The sequence below is a fragment of the Pseudomonas asplenii genome (assembly GCF_001293465.1).
In the GTDB taxonomy this organism is placed as follows: domain Bacteria; phylum Pseudomonadota; class Gammaproteobacteria; order Pseudomonadales; family Pseudomonadaceae; genus Aquipseudomonas; species Aquipseudomonas fuscovaginae_B.
On the sequence record NZ_JSYZ01000023.1, the window covers coordinates 32,003 to 50,105 of the forward strand.

At 63.0% G+C, this 18,103-nt stretch carries 16 protein-coding genes and 1 pseudogene; 9 read left to right on the forward strand and 8 right to left on the reverse strand.

The genetic code is table 11. The features are described from left to right. The first annotated feature begins 17 nt into the window (after positions 1-17). Genes PF66_RS26225 through hpaI form a run of 3 tightly spaced genes read left to right on the forward strand, consistent with a single transcriptional unit; the run spans position 18 to position 2,957 of the window. Positions 18-1,325 (forward strand): MFS transporter, encoded by a 1,308-nt coding sequence (locus PF66_RS26225; protein WP_054064256.1) that lies wholly within the window; start codon positions 18-20, stop codon positions 1,323-1,325. Between the two features lie 14 nt (positions 1,326-1,339). Further along, positions 1,340-2,143, forward strand: a complete 804-nt coding sequence (hpaH, locus tag PF66_RS26230) for a 2-oxo-hept-4-ene-1,7-dioate hydratase (RefSeq protein ID WP_054057334.1) — start codon at positions 1,340-1,342, stop codon at positions 2,141-2,143. A 16-nt stretch (positions 2,144-2,159) separates the two neighbouring features. Beyond that, the gene (hpaI, locus tag PF66_RS26235) at positions 2,160-2,957 is read left to right on the forward strand and encodes a 4-hydroxy-2-oxoheptanedioate aldolase (RefSeq protein WP_054057335.1); all 798 of its coding nucleotides are present in this window, start codon (positions 2,160-2,162) and stop codon (positions 2,955-2,957) included. Between the two features lie 46 nt (positions 2,958-3,003). Here hpaI and vapC read toward each other — a convergent pair. After that, positions 3,004-3,261: pseudogene (gene vapC, locus PF66_RS26240) on the reverse strand (tRNA(fMet)-specific endonuclease VapC); the annotation flags it as partial. Positions 3,262-3,440: 179 nt separating this feature from the next. Between vapC and PF66_RS26245 the strand changes: the two are divergent. After that, on the forward strand, positions 3,441-4,190 hold the full coding sequence (locus tag PF66_RS26245) for a substrate-binding periplasmic protein (protein ID WP_054057337.1): 750 nt from the start codon (positions 3,441-3,443) through the stop codon (positions 4,188-4,190). An 88-nt stretch (positions 4,191-4,278) separates the two neighbouring features. Beyond that, positions 4,279-5,502: a DUF1444 family protein gene (locus PF66_RS26250; RefSeq protein WP_054057338.1), complete on the forward strand. Its 1,224-nt coding sequence runs from the start codon at positions 4,279-4,281 to the stop codon at positions 5,500-5,502. 30 nt (positions 5,503-5,532) lie between these two features. On the opposite strand, the gene PF66_RS26255 is transcribed toward PF66_RS26250, so the two are convergent. Next, positions 5,533-6,666: an alanine racemase gene (locus PF66_RS26255; RefSeq protein WP_054064257.1), complete on the reverse strand. Its 1,134-nt coding sequence runs from the start codon at positions 6,664-6,666 to the stop codon at positions 5,533-5,535. A gap of 95 nt (positions 6,667-6,761) precedes the next feature. Between PF66_RS26255 and PF66_RS26260 the strand changes: the two genes are divergently transcribed. Further along, a complete protein-coding gene (locus PF66_RS26260; protein ID WP_054057340.1) occupies positions 6,762-7,667 on the forward strand; it encodes a LysR family transcriptional regulator in 906 nt (301 codons plus the stop codon). A gap of 123 nt (positions 7,668-7,790) precedes the next feature. Here the strand turns inward: PF66_RS26260 and PF66_RS26265 are convergent, their stop codons facing one another. The 3 genes from PF66_RS26265 to PF66_RS33230 all read right to left on the reverse strand — a co-directional run bounded on the left by PF66_RS26265 (position 7,791) and on the right by PF66_RS33230 (position 11,777). Further along, positions 7,791-10,280, reverse strand: coding sequence for a hypothetical protein (locus PF66_RS26265; RefSeq protein ID WP_054064258.1), 2,490 nt, complete (start codon positions 10,278-10,280; stop codon positions 7,791-7,793). 162 nt (positions 10,281-10,442) lie between these two features. Further along, positions 10,443-11,492 (reverse strand): nucleoside hydrolase, encoded by a 1,050-nt coding sequence (locus tag PF66_RS26270; RefSeq protein ID WP_054057342.1) that lies wholly within the window; start codon positions 11,490-11,492, stop codon positions 10,443-10,445. Between the two features lie 147 nt (positions 11,493-11,639). Continuing rightward, a complete protein-coding gene (locus PF66_RS33230) occupies positions 11,640-11,777 on the reverse strand; it encodes a PA0050 family protein (protein WP_017904532.1) in 138 nt (45 codons plus the stop codon). Positions 11,778-12,350: 573 nt separating this feature from the next. Between PF66_RS33230 and PF66_RS26275 the strand changes: the two genes are divergently transcribed. Then, positions 12,351-13,706 (forward strand): hypothetical protein, encoded by a 1,356-nt coding sequence (locus tag PF66_RS26275; RefSeq protein ID WP_054057343.1) that lies wholly within the window; start codon positions 12,351-12,353, stop codon positions 13,704-13,706. 94 nt (positions 13,707-13,800) lie between these two features. Here the strand turns inward: PF66_RS26275 and PF66_RS26280 are convergent, their stop codons facing one another. Both PF66_RS26280 and PF66_RS26285 read right to left on the reverse strand, forming a co-directional pair. Then, a complete protein-coding gene (locus PF66_RS26280; RefSeq protein WP_054057354.1) occupies positions 13,801-14,451 on the reverse strand; it encodes a hypothetical protein in 651 nt (216 codons plus the stop codon). Positions 14,452-14,478: 27 nt separating this feature from the next. Beyond that, complete coding sequence (locus PF66_RS26285; RefSeq protein WP_054064259.1) at positions 14,479-14,907, reverse strand: hypothetical protein; 429 nt, start codon at positions 14,905-14,907, stop codon at positions 14,479-14,481. A 179-nt stretch (positions 14,908-15,086) separates the two neighbouring features. On the opposite strand from PF66_RS26285, the gene PF66_RS26290 reads away from it, so the two are divergent. Then, the gene (locus tag PF66_RS26290) at positions 15,087-16,034 is read left to right on the forward strand and encodes a helix-turn-helix transcriptional regulator (protein WP_054057345.1); all 948 of its coding nucleotides are present in this window, start codon (positions 15,087-15,089) and stop codon (positions 16,032-16,034) included. Positions 16,035-16,366: 332 nt separating this feature from the next. Here the strand turns inward: PF66_RS26290 and PF66_RS26295 are convergent, their stop codons facing one another. Beyond that, positions 16,367-16,978: a glutathione S-transferase gene (locus tag PF66_RS26295; protein ID WP_054064260.1), complete on the reverse strand. Its 612-nt coding sequence runs from the start codon at positions 16,976-16,978 to the stop codon at positions 16,367-16,369. A 107-nt stretch (positions 16,979-17,085) separates the two neighbouring features. Here PF66_RS26295 and PF66_RS26300 point away from each other — a divergent pair, with 107 nt between their 5' ends. Beyond that, on the forward strand, positions 17,086-18,000 hold the full coding sequence (locus PF66_RS26300) for a LysR substrate-binding domain-containing protein (protein ID WP_054064261.1): 915 nt from the start codon (positions 17,086-17,088) through the stop codon (positions 17,998-18,000). Positions 18,001-18,103 lie beyond the last annotated feature (103 nt).

Below are 18,103 nucleotides of genomic sequence, written 5' to 3' on the forward strand. Positions count from 1 at the left end.
ATAAAAAGTACAAGACCATGAGCACGCCCCACTCCGCCTCGACCCTGTGCGCGGCACAGGACCCTGCTGCCAGCGCTCACCGCCAGGTGACCTGGCGACTGATTCCACTGCTGCTGGTGTGCTACCTGTTCGCGCACCTGGACCGGATCAATATCGGCTTCGCCAAGATGCAGATGGCCGCCGACCTGCACCTGAGCGATACGGTCTACGGCCTGGGTGCCGGGCTGTTCTTCATTGCCTACGCGCTGTTCGGCGTGCCGAGCAACCTGGCGCTGGAGCGGATCGGGCCACGGCGCTGGATCGCCACGCTGATGGTGGTGTGGGGCGCGCTGTCGACCAGCATGCTGCTGATCGACAGCAGCGGCGTGTTCTACCTGTTGCGCTTTGCCCTGGGGGCGGCCGAGGCCGGCTTCTTCCCAGGCATTCTGGTGTACCTCAACCGTTGGTATCCGGCCGGGCGCCGGGCGCAGGTGACCGCGCTGTTCGCGATTGCCGTGCCCCTGGCGGGCGTGGTCGGCGGACCGCTGTCCGGTGCCATTCTCAGCCTCATGCACAACACCGCCGGCCTGGCCGGCTGGCAATGGATGTTCCTGCTTGAGGGCGCGCCGGTGATCCTGCTCGGCCTGCTGGTGCTGGCGGTGCTGCCGGAGCATTTCGAAAGCGTGGCCTGGCTCGACGACGGGCAGAAAGCCGCCCTGCGCGAGGCATTCGGCCGCGAGGAACAGCGCAAGGTGGTCACCTCCTTCGCCGGCCTGCTGGCGAACCGGGCGATCTGGCTGCTGGTGGCGATCTATTGCGCGGTGATGCTGGCGGTCAACACCCTGGCGTTCTGGATGCCGAGCCTGATCCATGGCGCCGGCATCGGCAACGACGCCAGCGTCGGCCTGCTCAGCGCACTGCCGTACCTGATCGGCTGCGTGTTCATGCTCGCCTGCGGCCGCTCTTCGGACCGTCGCCGGGAGCGCCGCTGGCACCTGTGCGTGCCGCTGCTGATGGCCGCCTTCGGCATCGCCCTGGCCGGCCTCGCACCGGAGCAGCCGCTACCGGTGATGGCCGGGCTGATCATCGCCGGCATGGGCGCCAGCGCCGCTCTGCCGATGTTCTGGCAACTGCCGCCGGCCTACCTCAATGACCGGACCCAAGGCACCGGCATCGCCCTGATCAGTTCCCTGGGCAGCATCGCCTCGTTCCTCACCCCCTACTTCATCGGCTGGATGCGCGACACCACCCACAGCCCGAGCCTGGCCCTGCACATCCTGGCCCTGTTCATCGTCTTCGGCGGCCTGCTGGTGCTGCGCACCCGGGCCGCCACCGTCAACCCTTGAAAGAGATTGCCTCCATGCTCGACTCCACCTTGATCCAGCAAGCCGCCGCCCGCCTCGACCAGGCCGAACGTTCGCGCGAACAGGTCCGCCAGTTCTCGCTCGACCACCCCGGCATCACCATCGAGGACGCCTACGCGATCCAGCGCGCCTGGGTCGCGAAAAAGATCGAAGGCGGCCGCAAGCTGGTCGGCCACAAGATCGGCCTGACCTCGCGTGCCATGCAGGTGTCGTCGAACATCACCGAGCCGGACTACGGCGCGTTGCTCGACGACATGTTCTTCGACGAAGGCAGCGACATTCCCTTCGAGCGCTTCATCGTCCCGCGGGTCGAAGTGGAGCTGGCGTTCATCCTCGGCAAGCCGCTCAAGGGCCCCAACTGCACAGTGTTCGACGTGCTCGACGCCACCGAGTGGGTGATCCCCGCCCTGGAAATCATCGATGCGCGCATCCAGCAGATCGACCCGCAGACCAAGGCCACGCGCAAGGTCTTCGACACCATCTCCGACAACGCCGCCAACGCCGGCGTGGTCATGGGTGGCCGCGCCGTACGACCGACCGACATCGATCTGCGCAAGGTGCCGGCGGTGCTGTACCGCAATGGCGTGATCGAGGAATCCGGCGTCAGCGCCGCGGTGCTCAACCACCCGGCCAAGGGCGTGGCGTGGCTGGCGAACAAGCTGGCACCGTACGACGTCACTCTGCTGCCTGGACAGATCATCCTCGGTGGCTCGTTCACCCGTCCGGTCGCCGCCAACCCTGGCGATACCTTCCACGTCGACTACGACCTGCTCGGCAGCATCGCCTGCCGCTTCGTCTGAACCGGAGGACACGCTCATGCTGATCAATACCTTCAAGGCTCGCCTCAAAGCCAGGGAGCCACAGATCGGCCTCTGGCTGGGGCTGGCCGATGCCTACTGCGCGGAACTGGCGGCCAATGCCGGTTTCGACTGGCTGCTGATCGACGGCGAACACGCCCCGAACGACCTGCGCAGCCTGCTCGGCCAGTTGCAGGCGATGGCGCCCTACCCGTCACAGCCGATCATCCGCCCGGTCATCGGCGACACCGCGCTGATCAAGCAGGTGCTGGACATCGGCGCGCAGACCCTGCTGGTGCCGATGGTCGAGACCGCGGAGCAGGCACGGGAACTGGTCCGCGCCATCAGCTACCCGCCCAAGGGCATTCGCGGCGTGGGCAGCGCCCTGGCCCGGGCCTCGCGCTGGAACACGCTGCCCGGCTACCTGGACAAGGCCGATGAGCAGATGTGCCTGCTGGTGCAGATCGAGAACCGCGAGGGCCTGGCCAACCTCGACGAAATCGCTGCGGTCGAGGGCGTGGACGGGGTGTTCATCGGCCCGGCCGACCTGTCGGCGTCGATGGGCCATCGCGGCAATCCGGGCCATCCGCAAGTGCAGGCGGCGATCGAGGATGCCATCCTGCGGGTGGGCAAGGCTGGCAAGGCGGCGGGGATTCTGAGTGCGGACGAGACACTGGCTCGACGCTACCTGGCACTGGGCGCACTGTTCGTCGCGGTGGGCGTCGACACCACGGTGCTGATGCGTGGATTGCAGACGCTGGCGGCGCGTTTCAAGGAAACCGGACAACCCGCAACGTCGGGGGGTGGGGTCTACTGACTGTTGGTTTTCCGAGGGTGGTGCCAGTAACACCACCCAACCCGACTCAAATGGCGTTGTTAGTGACGACAATAAGTCCCTGGGAGCGGGCATGCCCTGCAATCATCTGGTCATAGGGACCAATGGGCTGTCCAACCCTGGCCAACTCTGCACGAAGCTGGCCAGTGTGTACCGCTGCGGCCTGATCATAAGCCAGCACCTCCAGGCGTGCTGCAAAGCCCTCGACATCAGCCAGGTTGCGCTCAGGGTTCGAGGATTTTTCAGCGCCGTAGATCAGCTCCATCAACGTGACAGTGCTGATGCACGAGCACCTCACCCCTAACGATTGCCACACACTTTGCCGTATAGCCCTTCCTCCAGCCTTAACAGAATTGAACATCCGCAGCCCATGAGAACCGTTCTCAGGGGTTTAGTGTCTATACTCACGCTAGCCGTTGAACCATACCCTTCCTTGATCACCCCACAGCTCACCAGGCCCAAGACGTGAAGTATTCGGTACTTGTTGCAGTGCTGTTCTGCCTGCTGCCCGGCACTCCTGCCAGGGCCGAGCACTATCAGGTCGTCACCGAGGAGTGGGCGCCGTACAACTATCTGGAGAACGGCCAACTTACCGGCATGGCCACGGAGGTGGTACGGGGCATCATGGCAATGACCGGCGACGAGTTCGACATGATGATGGTGCCCAGCATGCGCGCCACCCGTTCCTTGCAGAACCAGCCCAGGACCATCATGTATTCGCTGTTTCGCACGGCGGAGCGCGAGCCCTTGTACAAATGGGTCGGGCCCATCGCGGAGGAATCCATTCATCCCTACCAGTTGGCCAATACGCGGCAGCCGGTGACTACCCTGGAGCAACTGATGCAGGCTCCACGCATCACCACCCGGCATGCCGGCCTGATCCCCGACACCCTGCAGGCGCAGGGCTTCCAGAACCTCGAGAAAAGCGCCACCGGGAGCCAGCAGCTCTATCGCATGCTGCTGGCCGGACGCACCGAGATCGTCGTCGGCGACACCGATGCCGGCGTGGCCTACTACTGCCGCCAGTTGGGCATCGAGCCCGGCACACTGCGGCAGGTTCCCATCGAGCTGTACCGGTCCTCACTCTACATCGCCTTCAGCCTCGACTCCGACGACCAGGTGGTCGCCAACTGGGCTCGCGCACTGGAACACATGCGTCAGTCAGGCGAGCTGGAGCGCATCCAGAATCGCTACAGGGCGGCTGCCGGGCCGTGAGCGGCACACGGCGCTGCGTGCAGGTGCTTTACCCCCGCCCTGTTCACCCCGCACCATAACGCCTTCGCACTCAAGGAGAACGTCGCGCATGTTCGGCACCCTACTCGGCAAACTCTTCAATCGCCCGCTGACCGAAGAAGAGTTCGCCCGGAAGTTCATCCAGGCCGCTCGTCAGGCCGGCTATGGCGACCACCTCGAATACGTGCCCGATGAGTTTCGGCTGCTGCACGGCAACGGTGGCTACTTCAACCTTCACAACGCGTTTCGCGACTACCAGAAGGCTGAGAAGCCGAAGAAGGCCGCCGTACTCGACGGCTACGTGGCCACGCTGCTCAACACCAAGAGCAAGACCCCGCAAACCTTCGCACAGGTCCGCCCCGCGCTGCGGCCGGTCATTCGCAACCTCGGCATGCTGGATGAAGTGCGCCTGCATCATGTTCGCAGCGAAGGCTGGGCAGCCCCCTACACGGTGGTCCACCGCGCCCTGGGCAAGGACTGCGTGATGCTGCTGGCGGTCGATTCCCCCGAATCCACGGCCACCTTGACCAAGGGGCCGGAGGAAAGCTGGGGCGTGACCTTCGACGAAGCCTTGTCGAGCGCGGTGCAGAACCTGCGGGAAACGACGCCGGAGGCCTTCGAACCCATCATCCCGGGGCTGTATCTGGGTCGCTGGGGCGACGGTTACGACATCAGCCGGGTGCTGCTGCCGGATGTCCTGCAGCGTGCCCCGATCAAGGGCCGCCCGGTGTTCATGATCCCCACCAACGACGTGCTGATGGTGACCGGCGACAAGGACGAGCAAGGCATGGCCCAGATGGTCGAGGTCAGCTTCAAGGCGATGGAAAACGGCCGGGCCGTCTCCAGCCAGATCTACACCTACCAGGAGCAGGACATCGTCCCCTTCCAGGCCGGGAACGAAGCGCTCAAGGCGCGTCTTGCCACCCTGGAACACCTGCTGCTGCAGGGTACCTACCACACGCAGAAGGAACTGCTCGACAAGATCCATGAAGAGCAGCAGGAAGACGTGTTCGTGGCCTCCTACATGCTCTACCAGCGCTCGGAGGACGACAGCCGGACCTTCTCGATGTGCAGTTGGACACAGAGCGTCGACAGCCTGCTGCCCCAGACCGACCGGGTGGTCCTGGTCGAGCCGCAGGAGGATGGCAGCGCCCGGACCCAGGTGTTCGCATGGGATGAGCTGGTGCCCAGGGTCGCAACGCTGCTGACACCGGCCAGTGTCTATCCTCCGCGCTATCGCACGACCGGCTTTCCCACCAGCGAGCAGTTACAGGAACTGACGCCGCTGGGTTGATGCCAGCGAGTGCGTGGCCCGCCGGGCCGATCACCAACCGTGCAAGCGTCCCCACCGCCGCAGGCTCCCGTCCTCTTCCAGGGCCTCATAGCCGGGGAACTGGGCACCCGTGGCGCAGGCATGGTTCGGCAGGATGCGCAAACGGGTACCGATCGGGTAGCGCTCCAGCACATCGCACTCGACCGACTCATGGGACGCGACGCCGTGCTCCTGGTTGGTACTGCTCAGCAGCAGGCCTTCGATAGGCGTCCCATCAGCGGCACAGACCTGCCCATAGCCAAAGTCCCGGGCCTGGGACTGGGTACCACGGTCGCGACTCATGGCCATCCACCCCGAGTCGGTGATGATCCAACCCTTCTGCGGCTGATGACCGATGACGGTGGTCAACACACTCAACGCCAGCTCAGGCATCGCGCAGACCCCGATGTTGAGCATCACCAGATCGAAGAACACATAGACACCCGCACGCAGTTCGGTGACACCCGCCAGATCCGCGGCACTCAATGCCGTCGGCGTGGACCCCACACTCACCTCGGGGCATGGCAACCCTGCCGCGCGAATGGCTTGTGCCGCCGCCACGCACTCGCGACGCTCGACTTCGGCCAGGGCCTGCAAGGCCTGCGGGGTGTCGAGCTTGTAGCTTTCGCCGGCATGGGTCAGAACCCCAACCAGAGTCACGCCGCCGTCGTGCAGGACCTTGGCGATCTCTATCAGCAACGGATCGTCGCTGCGCACTCCCGAGCGATGATGATCGCTGTCGATTTCGATGTAGACCTCGAAGCTGGCGCGGTGGCTACGGGCAAAGTCCACCATGGCCTGGGCGCCCAGCACGCTGTCGGTGATGATTTTCAGCGAGCAGCCCCGACGGCGAAGTGCCCAGGCCTGGTCGAGCTTGCTCGGGGCCATGGCCACGGCGTAGAGAATGTCCGTGATGCCGTCCGCGAAAAAGGCCTCGGCCTCCCTGAGCGTCGACACGGTAATCCCGCTGGCTCCGGCAGCGATCTGTGCCCGAGCCACCTGCAGACACTTGGAGGTTTTGACGTGAGGCCGCAAACGCACACCCAGCCTGTCCGCCCGGGCCTGCATGCGCGCAATGTTGCGGTGCATGCGGGCGACATCGATGATCGCGGCGGGGGTGTTCAGGGTTTCGAGCGACGCACTCATGGCTGATCTCCAGGGGGATGGTGAGCGCTGAAAACTAATACAGACACCCCATTCCCTGGTTAACGTCCCATTATCCATACGTTAAGCTCAGCTACATGATCAGCATCCCCGACCTGCAGTTGATGACCACCCTCGCCCGCTCCAGATCGCTGAGCGAGGCGGCTCGCCATCTGCAGGTGACTGCGCCAGCACTCTCGATGCGCCTGCGCAAGCTCGAGGCGGACCTGGGAGTACGTCTGGCGAACCGGGATGCCCGCTGCCTGAGGCTGACCGAGGAAGGTGAGCGGCTGGCGCAGGAAGGCCTGCAGTTGCTGCGGCAACTGGAGGAGTTGTCCGATTCGATGGTGTCACCCGACGGGGGACTGAGGGGCCACCTCAAACTGGCAGCCCCTTTCGGGTTCGGTCGCTTGCGCATCGCCCCCATCATCGCGCGCTTTGCCAAATTGCACCCGCGGCTCAGGCTCGAACTCGATCTGCGCGAAGCACCCTGGGCGGATCGACACAACTGCGATGCCGTGATCCATATCGGCCCCATCAGCGACAGCTCGTGGACGGCGCAGACCCTGGCCAGCAACGAGCGCTGGCTCTGCGCTTCCCCCGGCTACCTGAAGCAGTACGGTGTGCCTCGACATCCCGACGAACTGGACCGGCACCGCTGCATTTCGATTCGGGAAAACCATGAACCGGCGACGGTCTGGCAACTGCGCAAAGGGCAGCTTCAGGCAACCCTGCCTATCACACCGGCGATGGTGACCAACGATGGCGGCGTGGCCCGTCGCTGGGCGGAACAGGATCTGGGGCTGGTGCTCAGATCGCAGTGGGATGTCGCCGAATCCCTGGCCAGCGGGTCATTGCTGCGGGTGCTGGCCGACTGGCAGTTCGAGTCCGCACCGATCCTGTTGCTGGTGCCAACGCGCAAGCAGCGTTCTGGCAAACTGCAAGCCCTGTGCAGCTTTCTCGGCGACTCGCTGCGTACGCCTGGCGGATCTGCGGACAGATAAGTCGGCATCACCCAGGCCACCGGCCGGTGGCACTGTACAGGACGCCCGGAGGGTTAAGGCCCGTGTCCATGATGCCCTGGCCGTGGCCATCCCCTCACCCACAAGGGATGGCCCGGCCTTGGCTTACTGGGCCGCGCCCCGGTCCTTGACGCTCAGCGAGTACTTCAGGGCCCGCTGCTGCTGGACACGTACATCCGGCAGGCCAATGGTTTCCGGGTTGGCGAAACCGGTGGGGGTACCGGAGCCAGCCGGAATATTGATGGCATCGAACAGGAAGCTGAAACCCTGCTTCAGTGCAGACTGGGCCACACCGTGACAGCCCATGCAACCGCCCATGGTCAGGCTCTGGCTGCTGTGGTCATAGTCCGGCACCTTGATGTTGGCCACGTTGCGCATGTTGGTCAGGGTGTTGTTCTGCGGAACCGGGAAAATGTTGGTCCCCCGAAACAGCTGAATCCCCGGCTGGCTGCTCTCGACCATGATGTTGGCCAGGTAGTAGTCCGGGTCGGTCTCGTTGCTCGACGGGATGGCCTGCACGCCCTTGAGCCGGTAGTGCTTCCAGACTGAATTGCCGAACTGGCCACTGGCGTCCATCAGTTGCCTGACCTGCTCGTTCACTGCGGCGACTTCAGCATGGGTGGTCTGCGGCTGCACCACCGTGATCGGACCGGCCTGTCCCTTGGGAATCCCGTTGCTGCCGGAGTAGATCGGCGGCGTATGCTTCGCATCGGCCAGGTAACCCTTGGGCAAGGTCACCCGGTGAATGCCCTTGCCGTCCGAGAAGGTCGCCACCGGCGGCGGCGTGTCATCCGGCGGCGAGGCGTAGGCGATCCTGTCGTAGTTGGCGATGTAGTAGAGCCCGGTCGGCGAATTGTCGGGCAGGTTCAGCGCATCTTCATGCTCGAAGGTGGCGAAGATGAAAGTCGGGTAGTTGGGCGTCTTGTGGATGATGTGCAAGGCGACCAGTGCGTACTCCTCGTTATAGGCCACCGGCTTGCTGTCATCGCCGTGGTAGGTCACCACGGTTGCCGTGTGGTAGCGCGAACGCTGCGCCACCGGGATGTCAGCCAGCTTGCGCCAGGCGGCCTTGACTTCCACGGCACCGTTGGGCAGGACGATGTGATCCGGGTAGCTCCTGAGGCTCTTCGCATACTCGTAGACCACCGGGTTGGCCTTGGCCTCGAACAGGATCTGGCTGTCGTTCGAAGGCGCGTAATCGTTCCCCTTCATCGCCGCCTTCGGCGGATTGACCGGGAAAAATATCGCGTTCTGCCCGATCTGGGTCGCCTCATCGAGGTTGTTGTAATGGGCATAGCTGGCCCCCGGCGCCAACGGCGCCCCATCGGGGAACTGGACGTAGCTGTACTGCGGGCTGGAGCCGAACGGACGGGTTGGGCCGCCGACAGCGCTCTTGCCTACCGCCGGAAACAGCTCGGTGCGGTGGGCGAAGGTCTGCCACAGCAGGGGGTTGGCCGTTTGGGAGGCCTTGCCCGAATCGGCGAAGCTGCCGTTCGGGTTGCCCACCCCGCGGTTGGCCGGCAACGGGGTGTTGGCGGTGTTGTTCAGGGCGATGAAGCTGCGCCAGGCAAAGGTGGCATAGTCGGTATGGCTGATGCCGGTCGCCAGGTCCGATGGCAATGGTGGGTTGCTGCGGGTCAGGTCGTTTGCGCTGATCGCATAGGACACACCCAGCCCGGAGGGGTAGGCCGAATTGCCGGAGAAGCGCTTGGAGAAGTACGGATGCCAGTTCAACCCATCGGTCGAATAGAACGTGGTGGAACTGCTGCTGATGAACACCCGATCGTCAATCATCGCGGCGCTGTTCAGAAACCCCTTGAGCCCACCCTGGCCGGCAATCCCCTGCAGGTCACGCCGGGCGCCCCACTGGCCAGCCCGGTCGTAGGTACGCGCGAACGTGGCGCCATTTTCAAAGGCGTAGTAAGCCCACAACTGGCCGTTGTAGACCACCGGGACCATCGTCAGAATCGAATCGGCGGTCTCCTGGAAGGCCAGGCTTTCGCGGCTCCAGGCGATCCCGTCGCGGGAGCTGACCGAGTACACGGCCTTGCCCGAGTTCTCGCTGTACAGCACGAACAACTTGCCATTATACACCACAGGCTTATTGGTGACGGCAGTGTGATTCGTATCGATCGGCTGAGCCGTGGACCAGGCCGTTCCATCCTCGGAACTGACGGTTTTGAGCCGCCTCTGGGCGTCGGTGAAGGTCAGTACCAGCTTCTGGTTGAAGGCACTGACGGAGACATTGCCCAGTACACTGCCCACGTCAATGGCTTGCGCCCTGGACCAGTTGCGCCCATCGGGCGAACTGGAGAAGTAGACATGTTTCTGGTCATAGTTGTTCGACCAGAACATATACACCTTGCCCTTGAACGAATTAACTGAAGGCACGAAATAGGCCGGCAGCGTAAATCTGACGGTACTCGAAAAGGCAGGCGTGCCACTGGCGGCGTCGGGTTTATCGAAAACATCGACTGCAATGCCGACACCCTGTTGCGGTGTCGCCACAATGAAATTTTCCGCATGGATCGAAAAGGTCGCCAATAAACCACACAGGCACACGATCGAGCGGCCAAGCACCGTTCTGAGGTTCATGTTTTCACTCCGTTGAAGTGACCGCTGCCCCAGGCCGTGGAGTGTCCTGAAGCAACAGCATTTCCATTGTCTGCAAGAGGGGGATGGGCAACGCAGGGTCAGACTCGACGAGACCGGTGCTCCCTGGCGTTGCCGTTTGTGGGGCCACGCAGCCCCTGACGATCATCGCGTGTTTTCTACCGTGGCCTCGGTCGATCGACCTGCGAGAGTGGCCAGATACAGCGACAGGACAAACCCGCTGGCGGCGTCCAGAGCAACGTCGACCGCAGACTTGGCCTCGTCCGGGATCAGTTGCCCGCTGGTGTCCTGCTCCTCGTTCAGTTCCTGCTCCACCCGCAGCTTGTAGGGCTTGAATGTGATCAGTTGCGGATCGGTGATGGCGACGGCCGCCAGCGGGTCCCAGAAATACAGGTAGTTGCCGATGCCGTGGACGATGGTCGAGCTGCCCAGCACCTGGGTGAGGAACTGTGCGACCGGATCTTTGATCTGCGAGAGCTGGCGCACGAAATCCTGGGTGATGGGAATATCATTGGAGGCATTGAGCGCCACCAGTTGCACGGGAATCCCACTGTCGAAGACCAGTTGGGCGCCCAGTGGGTCCAGGAAGATGTTCCATTCGGCCACCTCGTTGGTGTAGTACGGCGTAGACCCCAGCGCGTCCTTGATGTTGCCGCCCGCACCGGGCTTGACGTACTGCGGCAGCAGGTTGCCGCCCATCACCACGATGCGCTCGACCTTGCTGCGCAAGAGTTTCTGCAAGACCGCGTCCGTCCTGGCCTGCCGGAACAGGTGGCCCCAGGTCGTGCCGCCGCCGATCAGCAGCACGGTGAACTTGTGGTCAGCGCTTTCCAGGGTTTCCCTGATGAACTCGACCGCGCCGGTGCGCGTCGGGTTGGCATTCTTGCGGGGAAATGCGGCGTCGTAATGTTTATCCGCCGCCTGGCGTGTATCGAAGGCAAAGGTGTTGCTATACAGCAGCGGACGCTGGAAGCCCGCCACGACCGGCGTCTGCTCGATGGTCTTGTCATTGAACAGCGTGAGGAAGTTGTTGATGTTTTCCACGCCGTGACTCAGGTGAACAGCCCCCACTCCGGTCACGGTGATGCCGTCAACCTTGATCGCATGGTGCTTGAGCAAATACGAGATGGCCATGTAGTCGTCGAAATCGACATCGGTATCCACGAGCACATGTGTAAGCGGTTGCGCAGACATATCCTTAGCCCTCCTGGCTAAATAACGCATTCAAGTCCGGTTCCAATACAAAACGATCCTGCTGCCCAAGCGTTCGGATGGCCTGTGGTGACTTGATCAGAGAATCCTTGACGGACCCGGCGCACCGGATCCGCCATGCGACCTACCTCAAGGACATTCGCAAGTCGACGGACCGAACACCGGTCCGCTGCACGGATCCTTGGACGGGCCGAACACCGGGCAGGCGGCTTGGGCAGTCAGAGAGACGCCACAGAGCAGGAACACGGCCAACAGTACTTTCTTCATTTGCAACCTCCTGAGGTTAATAATCGAACGTTCCCTGTCCCTGATCGAGGGTACAGTCGGTCATCACGGACACTCGCAGACGATCGCTCCCGGCAGCGGCCCCACACAGGGATCCCCTCCCGACACTCGCCCACGAGTCGCCGGAGAGTAAAGATCAGCTCTGTCGAACGCGCCAGTGTGGTGGACGGCCGCAGGTCAGATGCAGTTCGCAGAACCCCGGGCAACCGAAAGACCGCTATTTTTCACCCAGGGCATGGCGTTTTTACGGAAGTCGCCTACACCTGTAGCAAGGAAGAACGGCACGCGATCGACAAGGAGTCGATAGGCAATTCCCCCCTCGCATCCGCTGCGCACAATCCGTCTCCCCTTTTCCCGCATTTCCGGCAATTGCCGGGGATTGAACTCGTTTGTCCGGCACTGCCGAGGAGGTGAACCACCCCATGCCCTGCTGACCCGTGAAGCCCGTCTCGATGGCCAAACCGAGACCCAGACCAAGAAAAAAAGGAAAGCCCGGCTGAGCACGAGCACAGACTCGAAACGTGCCCGGCGTATTCCCCATCAAGGAGATAATCGATGAACCAGCACCAGACAACACTCACAGGATTGGCGGTGGCGGCCGCCTTGTTCAGCGTCGCGGCACAGGCCGGAACCTACCCCGACTACGGCTATGCGCCGCCGGACAGCTACACCGGCCCCAAATTCGTGCTCAGCCAGAACTACCCCACCCAGCCGCCGACCGGCTCGCCACCGGCGTTCTTCAAGAAACTGCCGGCCAAGCCGGACAACAACTTCGAAACCTGGCGCGTCTACATGAACGAGGTGAAGAACTACTGCCTGGAGGGCAACATCGAGGTCAATTGGGACGTGCAGAAGAACAAGGTGCGCCAGTGGTACCACATGCCGTGGCAGCACTATGGTCCGCTGGGGCGTGAGGGCATCCATGGCCTGACCAAGGAAGCGCAGATCCAGGTCAAGCAACTGGCACCGACGCAGACCGCCACCGGCCAGACCTATGCCGTGGGCATTTACAACGACATCGGCGCCTACACCGTCGGCCAGGTCTGGAAAGACCCGCAGAACCCCGACCCGAGCTACACCTCGCAACCCAACAGCTTCCCCAACGGGACAGTGGTGTGCAAGGCGCTGTTCGCCGACATCGATCGCAGCACCGTGCCATTTCTGGCCAACCCGGTCCTGTGGCAGGCATACATCACCGATACCTTCAAGTCGACCAACCGTGTGGTCCGCGACGTCGCGCTGATCCAGATGGACATCGCCGTGCGCGACACGCGCATGAAAGACACCGGCTGGATCTTCGGCACCTTCCAGTACAACGGGGCCAAGACCGGCAAGGCCGGCTGGGACAACCTGGTACCGGTGGGGATCATGTGGGGCAACGATCCGCAACAGACAGGCGATGACTTCACCAACAAGCAGCCGACCGTCACCAAGATCAACACCGCGCTGAAACAGACCGCCATCAACGCCAACACCCAGGAGCTGCCACCGACCCACCTGGGCTGGAACGGGCGCCTCAATGGCCCGGTGGACAACCCCGTCAGTTCCTGCCAGAGCTGCCACATGACGGCCGAGTCACCGCAAGTTGCGCTCATGAACCCGACGTTCCAGAGTCCGGACAAGGTGCCACCGGTGGGCTCGCCTGAATGGATGAAGTGGTTCCAGAACATCCAGGCCGGTCATCCGTTCACGCCAGGCACCCAGAGCACGGACTTCAGCCTGCAGATGTCCAATGGGTTGGCGAACTTCTACGAGTGGAAATGCGCCATGGGCGGGATCTACGCCAACGGCGGCAATGCCTGCACGAAAGTGGCCAGTCCGAAGCTGAAAATGCTCAAGTCCGGCAGCGCGCCTCAACTGCCATTGCAGCGCGTGATTCGCGACCCGAGCCTGGAACAACTGCTCGAGTAACGGTGACCCGGCTCCGGGCAGGGGTTGCCCGGAGCCGGGCTTGATTCAGCAAGCATTCACGCGGTTGGCACGAGCCGAAGCCGTGCCCGCTTTCTCAACCGTTGCGCTGCAACGCATCCAGTTCCTGCTGAGCATGTGCGGCCTGCCAATAGGCATTGAGCAGCGCGTCGATCTCGTCGCAGTCCAGCTTGCGGCCATTGCTCATCAGCCCTGCCGAATGAATGCGGATGTGCGGTTCCGGCTTCTTCAACGCCATGGCCTGGTTGCCGAACAACTGCCGAACGGCACGGTGGGTCGGCAGTGGGCTGCCGGGACGCAGGGTCAGCTTCTGCAGCGTCACCAAGCCCTCGTCCTTGACGAAGATGTCAACGACGTCCGCCAGGTTGACCGGCGCACTGAGGGTGTCGACGAACAACTGGCGACGGGTCAGGCGCATGAACGCGTGTTGACCGGCGTTGCGGTGCTGCCAGGTGACCAGCAGGAAAAGCAGGGCCAGGAACCCGCCACAGACCATCAGGCCGGTCTTGCCATGATGCACGCCCAGGGCCAGCATGCCCAGCGCAATCACCGTGAACAGCGGGCCGAGCAACTTGTAGCGGCCAGTGTTGGTGAACTCGGACTGCTCGGGTACACGCTCGATCACCTGCTTGAGTTCGGCGATCGTCTGCTCGCGCTGGGCGGCGCTGAAGCGGTCGTACTCACCGCCGAGACTGGCCGACAGGTCGGGTTGTTGAGGATTGGTCATCGGAGTCTCGCTCTCTTGGCTCATCACTTACTGCTTCTTGAGGTATTCGGTGAGAAACGCCTGAGCATCGCCGCGGCTGGACAGGTTCTCGTCATAGCCGACGGTCAGGGCTTTGGACTCGCCCGGCAGATACAGCTCGCCCCAGCCTTCCTGGAGGATCAGCACGACGAACTTCTGGCCATCGACGGTGGTGGAATAGCGGGTGTCCTTCGCGGTTTTCTCCACATTCATTTTCTGGATGCGCAGGTTCCAGTCATGGTCCACGTCTTCCACTTGTACCAGCGCCTGGTTATCGCTGCGCTCACCGATACGCAGGGTCCAGACCTTGACGCCTTGCTGGCCGGAATAGGCCAGGACCTTGTCCGCCACCGGCGGGCGTTCCTCGGCCTGGGCGAAGCCGGCCAGCAGGGCCAGCGTGGTGACGAACAGCAGCGCCCACTTGCGAAAATCGAGCATCGTTCAGGTTCCTTGAAGGTGGGAGGGGCGACTATTGAAGTCCGCCCCCGGCGTACTGCCAACCGCCATGGCCGCCACCCACAACAATCACGCCGTCGATCACAAGCGCTGACGCCGTGCCCGTGATCGCGTTAACATTTGTGACCATGTAGCCAAGTTTTCATGGAAACGCCGTGTCGATGGAACGCTGGAACGCCTATCTGGATACACAATTCTGCTTCGACCGCCCCGCCTCGCTGGCCCACACCGGCGTGCTCGATCCCGCGATCGGCCAGGTGCTGGGCAGCGCCAGCGGTCACTATCGTGCACGGACCGTGCGCCCGCACCTGCAGTACTTCGACTGCGACCTGCAGTTCCCCGAGCCCCTGCGCATCGACAAGGTACTGCCCGGCAGCCTGTGCATCGTCCAGGTGCTGCACGGGCAGTGGCAGCATCGGGTCGACGGCCGGCTCAACCAGTACACCATCGGTGCCCCGCATGTTTTGGGCCTGAGCGAGAGCATGGAAGCGGTGGACCAGTTGCCGGCCGGCAGCCATGCGCGCATGGCCGGGCTACGGATCGCCGGTGACTACCTGCGGGAACTGGCCGAAGAGGATTCAACCTTGCAACCCTTGCTCGAGCTGCTCGACAAGGGCATGCAGTTCTCGGCGCTCAAGCGTTGCCGGGCGCTGGGGAGTCTGCTGGAGCGGCTTTATCATTCGCCGTACGAAGGTGCGCTGGAACGCCTGCACCAGGAGAGCCTCAGTTTGGCGGTGCTGGTGGAACTGGCGGCGCATCTCAAGGGCCAGGTGGCCAAGCAGGCACCAGCGGTACGCGGGCATCGGGACCTGGCGCATGAGGCACGCCGACAACTGGATGCTCATCTGCTCGACCCGCCTGGCAGCCTGGCTTTGGCGCAGCAGTTGGGAGTCGGCGAAACCACCTTGCGACGAGCGTTCGGGCAGGTGTTCGGGCAGTCGATGCTGGAGTATGTGCGGCAACAGCGGATGGAGTTGGCGCGGACGTTGTTGCAGCAGAAGAAATGGCAGGTGGCGCAGATTGCGTATCGGTTGGGGTACGCCAATCCGGCGAATTTCAATCATGCGTACAAGGCGTATTTTGGTTATGCGCCGGGGGCGGAGGGATGACGGAGCTGTTCGAGTAACGACGCGGGCCCCCCCCCATCGAGCGTTATGCCCAAGTGAGCTGAACTGCCGCTCCCTTGGCTGCTCGCACCAGGCCTGAACAACTTGCCCTCCTCAACGCCGCCAGACCCGCCCTTCCCCACTGACTACCCAAGCCAACGCTATGCAGGCGACTGATCGAGCCAATGCGCCTGCCCTGCCAGAAAATGCCGCGTCTCTTTGCCCTGCTACTGACCCAGGCTGATCGTTTTGTCGACTTATAAGATCGACACGGACACCACGCACCGGCAGATCGAGCCTGTGGATCTCTGGGAGGATATCTCCGCCAGCCAGAACTACTGCACTGGGTAGCGCTTGAACAGCTCGGTCTGCTCCAGGCGCTGCGTGTGTGCATGAAAGGCCGGAAAGTCCTCCAGTCTGATGAGGTCGGGTAGCATCAGCTCGATGAACGACCCCGCCACCGCCGCAGAGAGCGCGGCCTGATCCGGCCGCCCGCTTGAATCCTGTGCCATCGATGCGGTTTGCTGATCCAGCGCCCGACAGGCGGCAACCAGTTGACCGATGACACGATCGATCCACGGCTGGTGCTGCTTTTCGGCCGGGCGCAACTTGCGCTCGTAGACCAGTTGAACCGCCTTCTCGCAGGCGGCCAATGCCAGGCCGGTGGTGCGCAATGCACTGGCGAGCGCCTGAGGTTGCCGGGGCCACAAGCCATGGTCGTGAGCCTGGGACGCTTCGAGGTAATCGATGATCAGCGAGGAGTCCATCAGCACCGTGCCGTCGTCGAGTACCAGCGTCGGCGCCTTGACCACCGGATTGATCGCGGCGAAGGCATCGAATTGGCTGAAGACCGACAGCGACGCATGCTCGAACTCGACACCGAGCAGGTCAAGCGAGATGGCAACGCGGCGCACGTAAGGTGAATCCAGCATACCCAGTAGTTTCACGATTCCAGCTCCTTGCATCAGGGGTTATTTCACTCCCACTTACACTACCTGACTGAAAATCGGCGTAATATCGGTAAATACTGTCACTTTTGGTAAGCCTGACTTACATGTTCGATATCCCTCCTACGAGTTGCCTGCGCAGCTTCGAGGCCGTGGCCCGCCTGGGCAGCGTGACCGCGGCCGCCAGGGAACTGCACGTCACCCATTCGGCGGTCAGCCAGCAGATCAAACTGCTGGAAGAGACCCTGGGCGTCACCTTGCTGGCTCGTGAGGGTCGCGGGGTGCGGGTCACCGAGGATGGACGGCTGTACGCCCTGCAGATTCGCGAAGCCCTCGGCCACATCGTTGAAGCCACGCGCTCGGTCAAAACCCAGCCCGCCGCCAGCGAACTGGTCGTGGCCGTCGTACCCTCGTTCGGCGCCCACTGGCTGGTACCCCGATTGCCCGGGTTCCAGGCCTTGCACCCGGACGTGAATGTCCGTCTGCAGGCGAGCCTGGCGGTGTCCCGCTCGCCCAAGGAAAACATGGACATCGGCATTCGCATGGGCCGTGGCGACTGGGAGGGCGTGCAGAGCCGCCTGCTGTTCCAGGATGAGTCGGTCGTGGTGGCCGCCCCGCATTTCAATGGCGGGCGCCTTCCAGGAACACCCGCAGAAATCGTCGACAGCCCGATCATCTTCAGCATGGAGTCCTGGCAGCCGTGGTGCCAGGCCGCGGGCCTGGATATCGAGGCGCCTCGAAGAGGCCTGCGCAGCAATGACTCCAACCTCGTCCTGCGCGCCGTGACCCTGGGCCAGGGGATCGCCCTGGAGCGTCGCAGCCTGGTGCATGACGCCATCCAGCGGGGAGAACTGGTGCAGTTGTCCGAGCATGTCGTGCCGTATCCCTACCCCTACTGGCTGGTACAACCTCTGCAGTCGCGCTCGGCAGTACGGCGAGATGCCTTTGCAGCGTGGCTGCTGGCAGAGGCCGAGCAGTACATGGCATCAGCGGGTACAGCCTCCTCCATGGGCGAATCATAAAGAAAGCCATTTGGGTAATGACTTCCCTCAAAACCACCCGCCACGTTTTTTTAGAGCGGCCAGTCGGGCCTGTCGTCGATCCCCAGGGCCGGCGCACGACACC

What these genes read in the sequence shown, in the direction of transcription:
- PF66_RS26290 (WP_054057345.1), top strand. Translation starts at nt 15,087, where the DNA reads ATGGAACGCTGGAACGCCTATCTGGATACACAATTCTGCTTCGACCGC.
- hpaH (WP_054057334.1), top strand. Translation starts at nt 1,340, where the DNA reads ATGCTCGACTCCACCTTGATCCAGCAAGCCGCCGCCCGCCTCGACCAG.
- PF66_RS26285 (WP_054064259.1), bottom strand. Translation starts at nt 14,907, where the DNA reads ATGCTCGATTTTCGCAAGTGGGCGCTGCTGTTCGTCACCACGCTGGCC.
- hpaI (WP_054057335.1), top strand. Translation starts at nt 2,160, where the DNA reads ATGCTGATCAATACCTTCAAGGCTCGCCTCAAAGCCAGGGAGCCACAG.
- PF66_RS26255 (WP_054064257.1), bottom strand. Translation starts at nt 6,666, where the DNA reads ATGAGTGCGTCGCTCGAAACCCTGAACACCCCCGCCGCGATCATCGAT.
- PF66_RS26250 (WP_054057338.1), top strand. Translation starts at nt 4,279, where the DNA reads ATGTTCGGCACCCTACTCGGCAAACTCTTCAATCGCCCGCTGACCGAA.
- PF66_RS33230 (WP_017904532.1), bottom strand. Translation starts at nt 11,777, where the DNA reads ATGAAGAAAGTACTGTTGGCCGTGTTCCTGCTCTGTGGCGTCTCTCTG.
- PF66_RS26265 (WP_054064258.1), bottom strand. Translation starts at nt 10,280, where the DNA reads ATGAACCTCAGAACGGTGCTTGGCCGCTCGATCGTGTGCCTGTGTGGT.
- PF66_RS26270 (WP_054057342.1), bottom strand. Translation starts at nt 11,492, where the DNA reads ATGTCTGCGCAACCGCTTACACATGTGCTCGTGGATACCGATGTCGAT.
- PF66_RS26280 (WP_054057354.1), bottom strand. Translation starts at nt 14,451, where the DNA reads ATGACCAATCCTCAACAACCCGACCTGTCGGCCAGTCTCGGCGGTGAG.
- PF66_RS26300 (WP_054064261.1), top strand. Translation starts at nt 17,086, where the DNA reads ATGTTCGATATCCCTCCTACGAGTTGCCTGCGCAGCTTCGAGGCCGTG.
- PF66_RS26225 (WP_054064256.1), top strand. Translation starts at nt 18, where the DNA reads ATGAGCACGCCCCACTCCGCCTCGACCCTGTGCGCGGCACAGGACCCT.
- PF66_RS26260 (WP_054057340.1), top strand. Translation starts at nt 6,762, where the DNA reads ATGATCAGCATCCCCGACCTGCAGTTGATGACCACCCTCGCCCGCTCC.
- PF66_RS26275 (WP_054057343.1), top strand. Translation starts at nt 12,351, where the DNA reads ATGAACCAGCACCAGACAACACTCACAGGATTGGCGGTGGCGGCCGCC.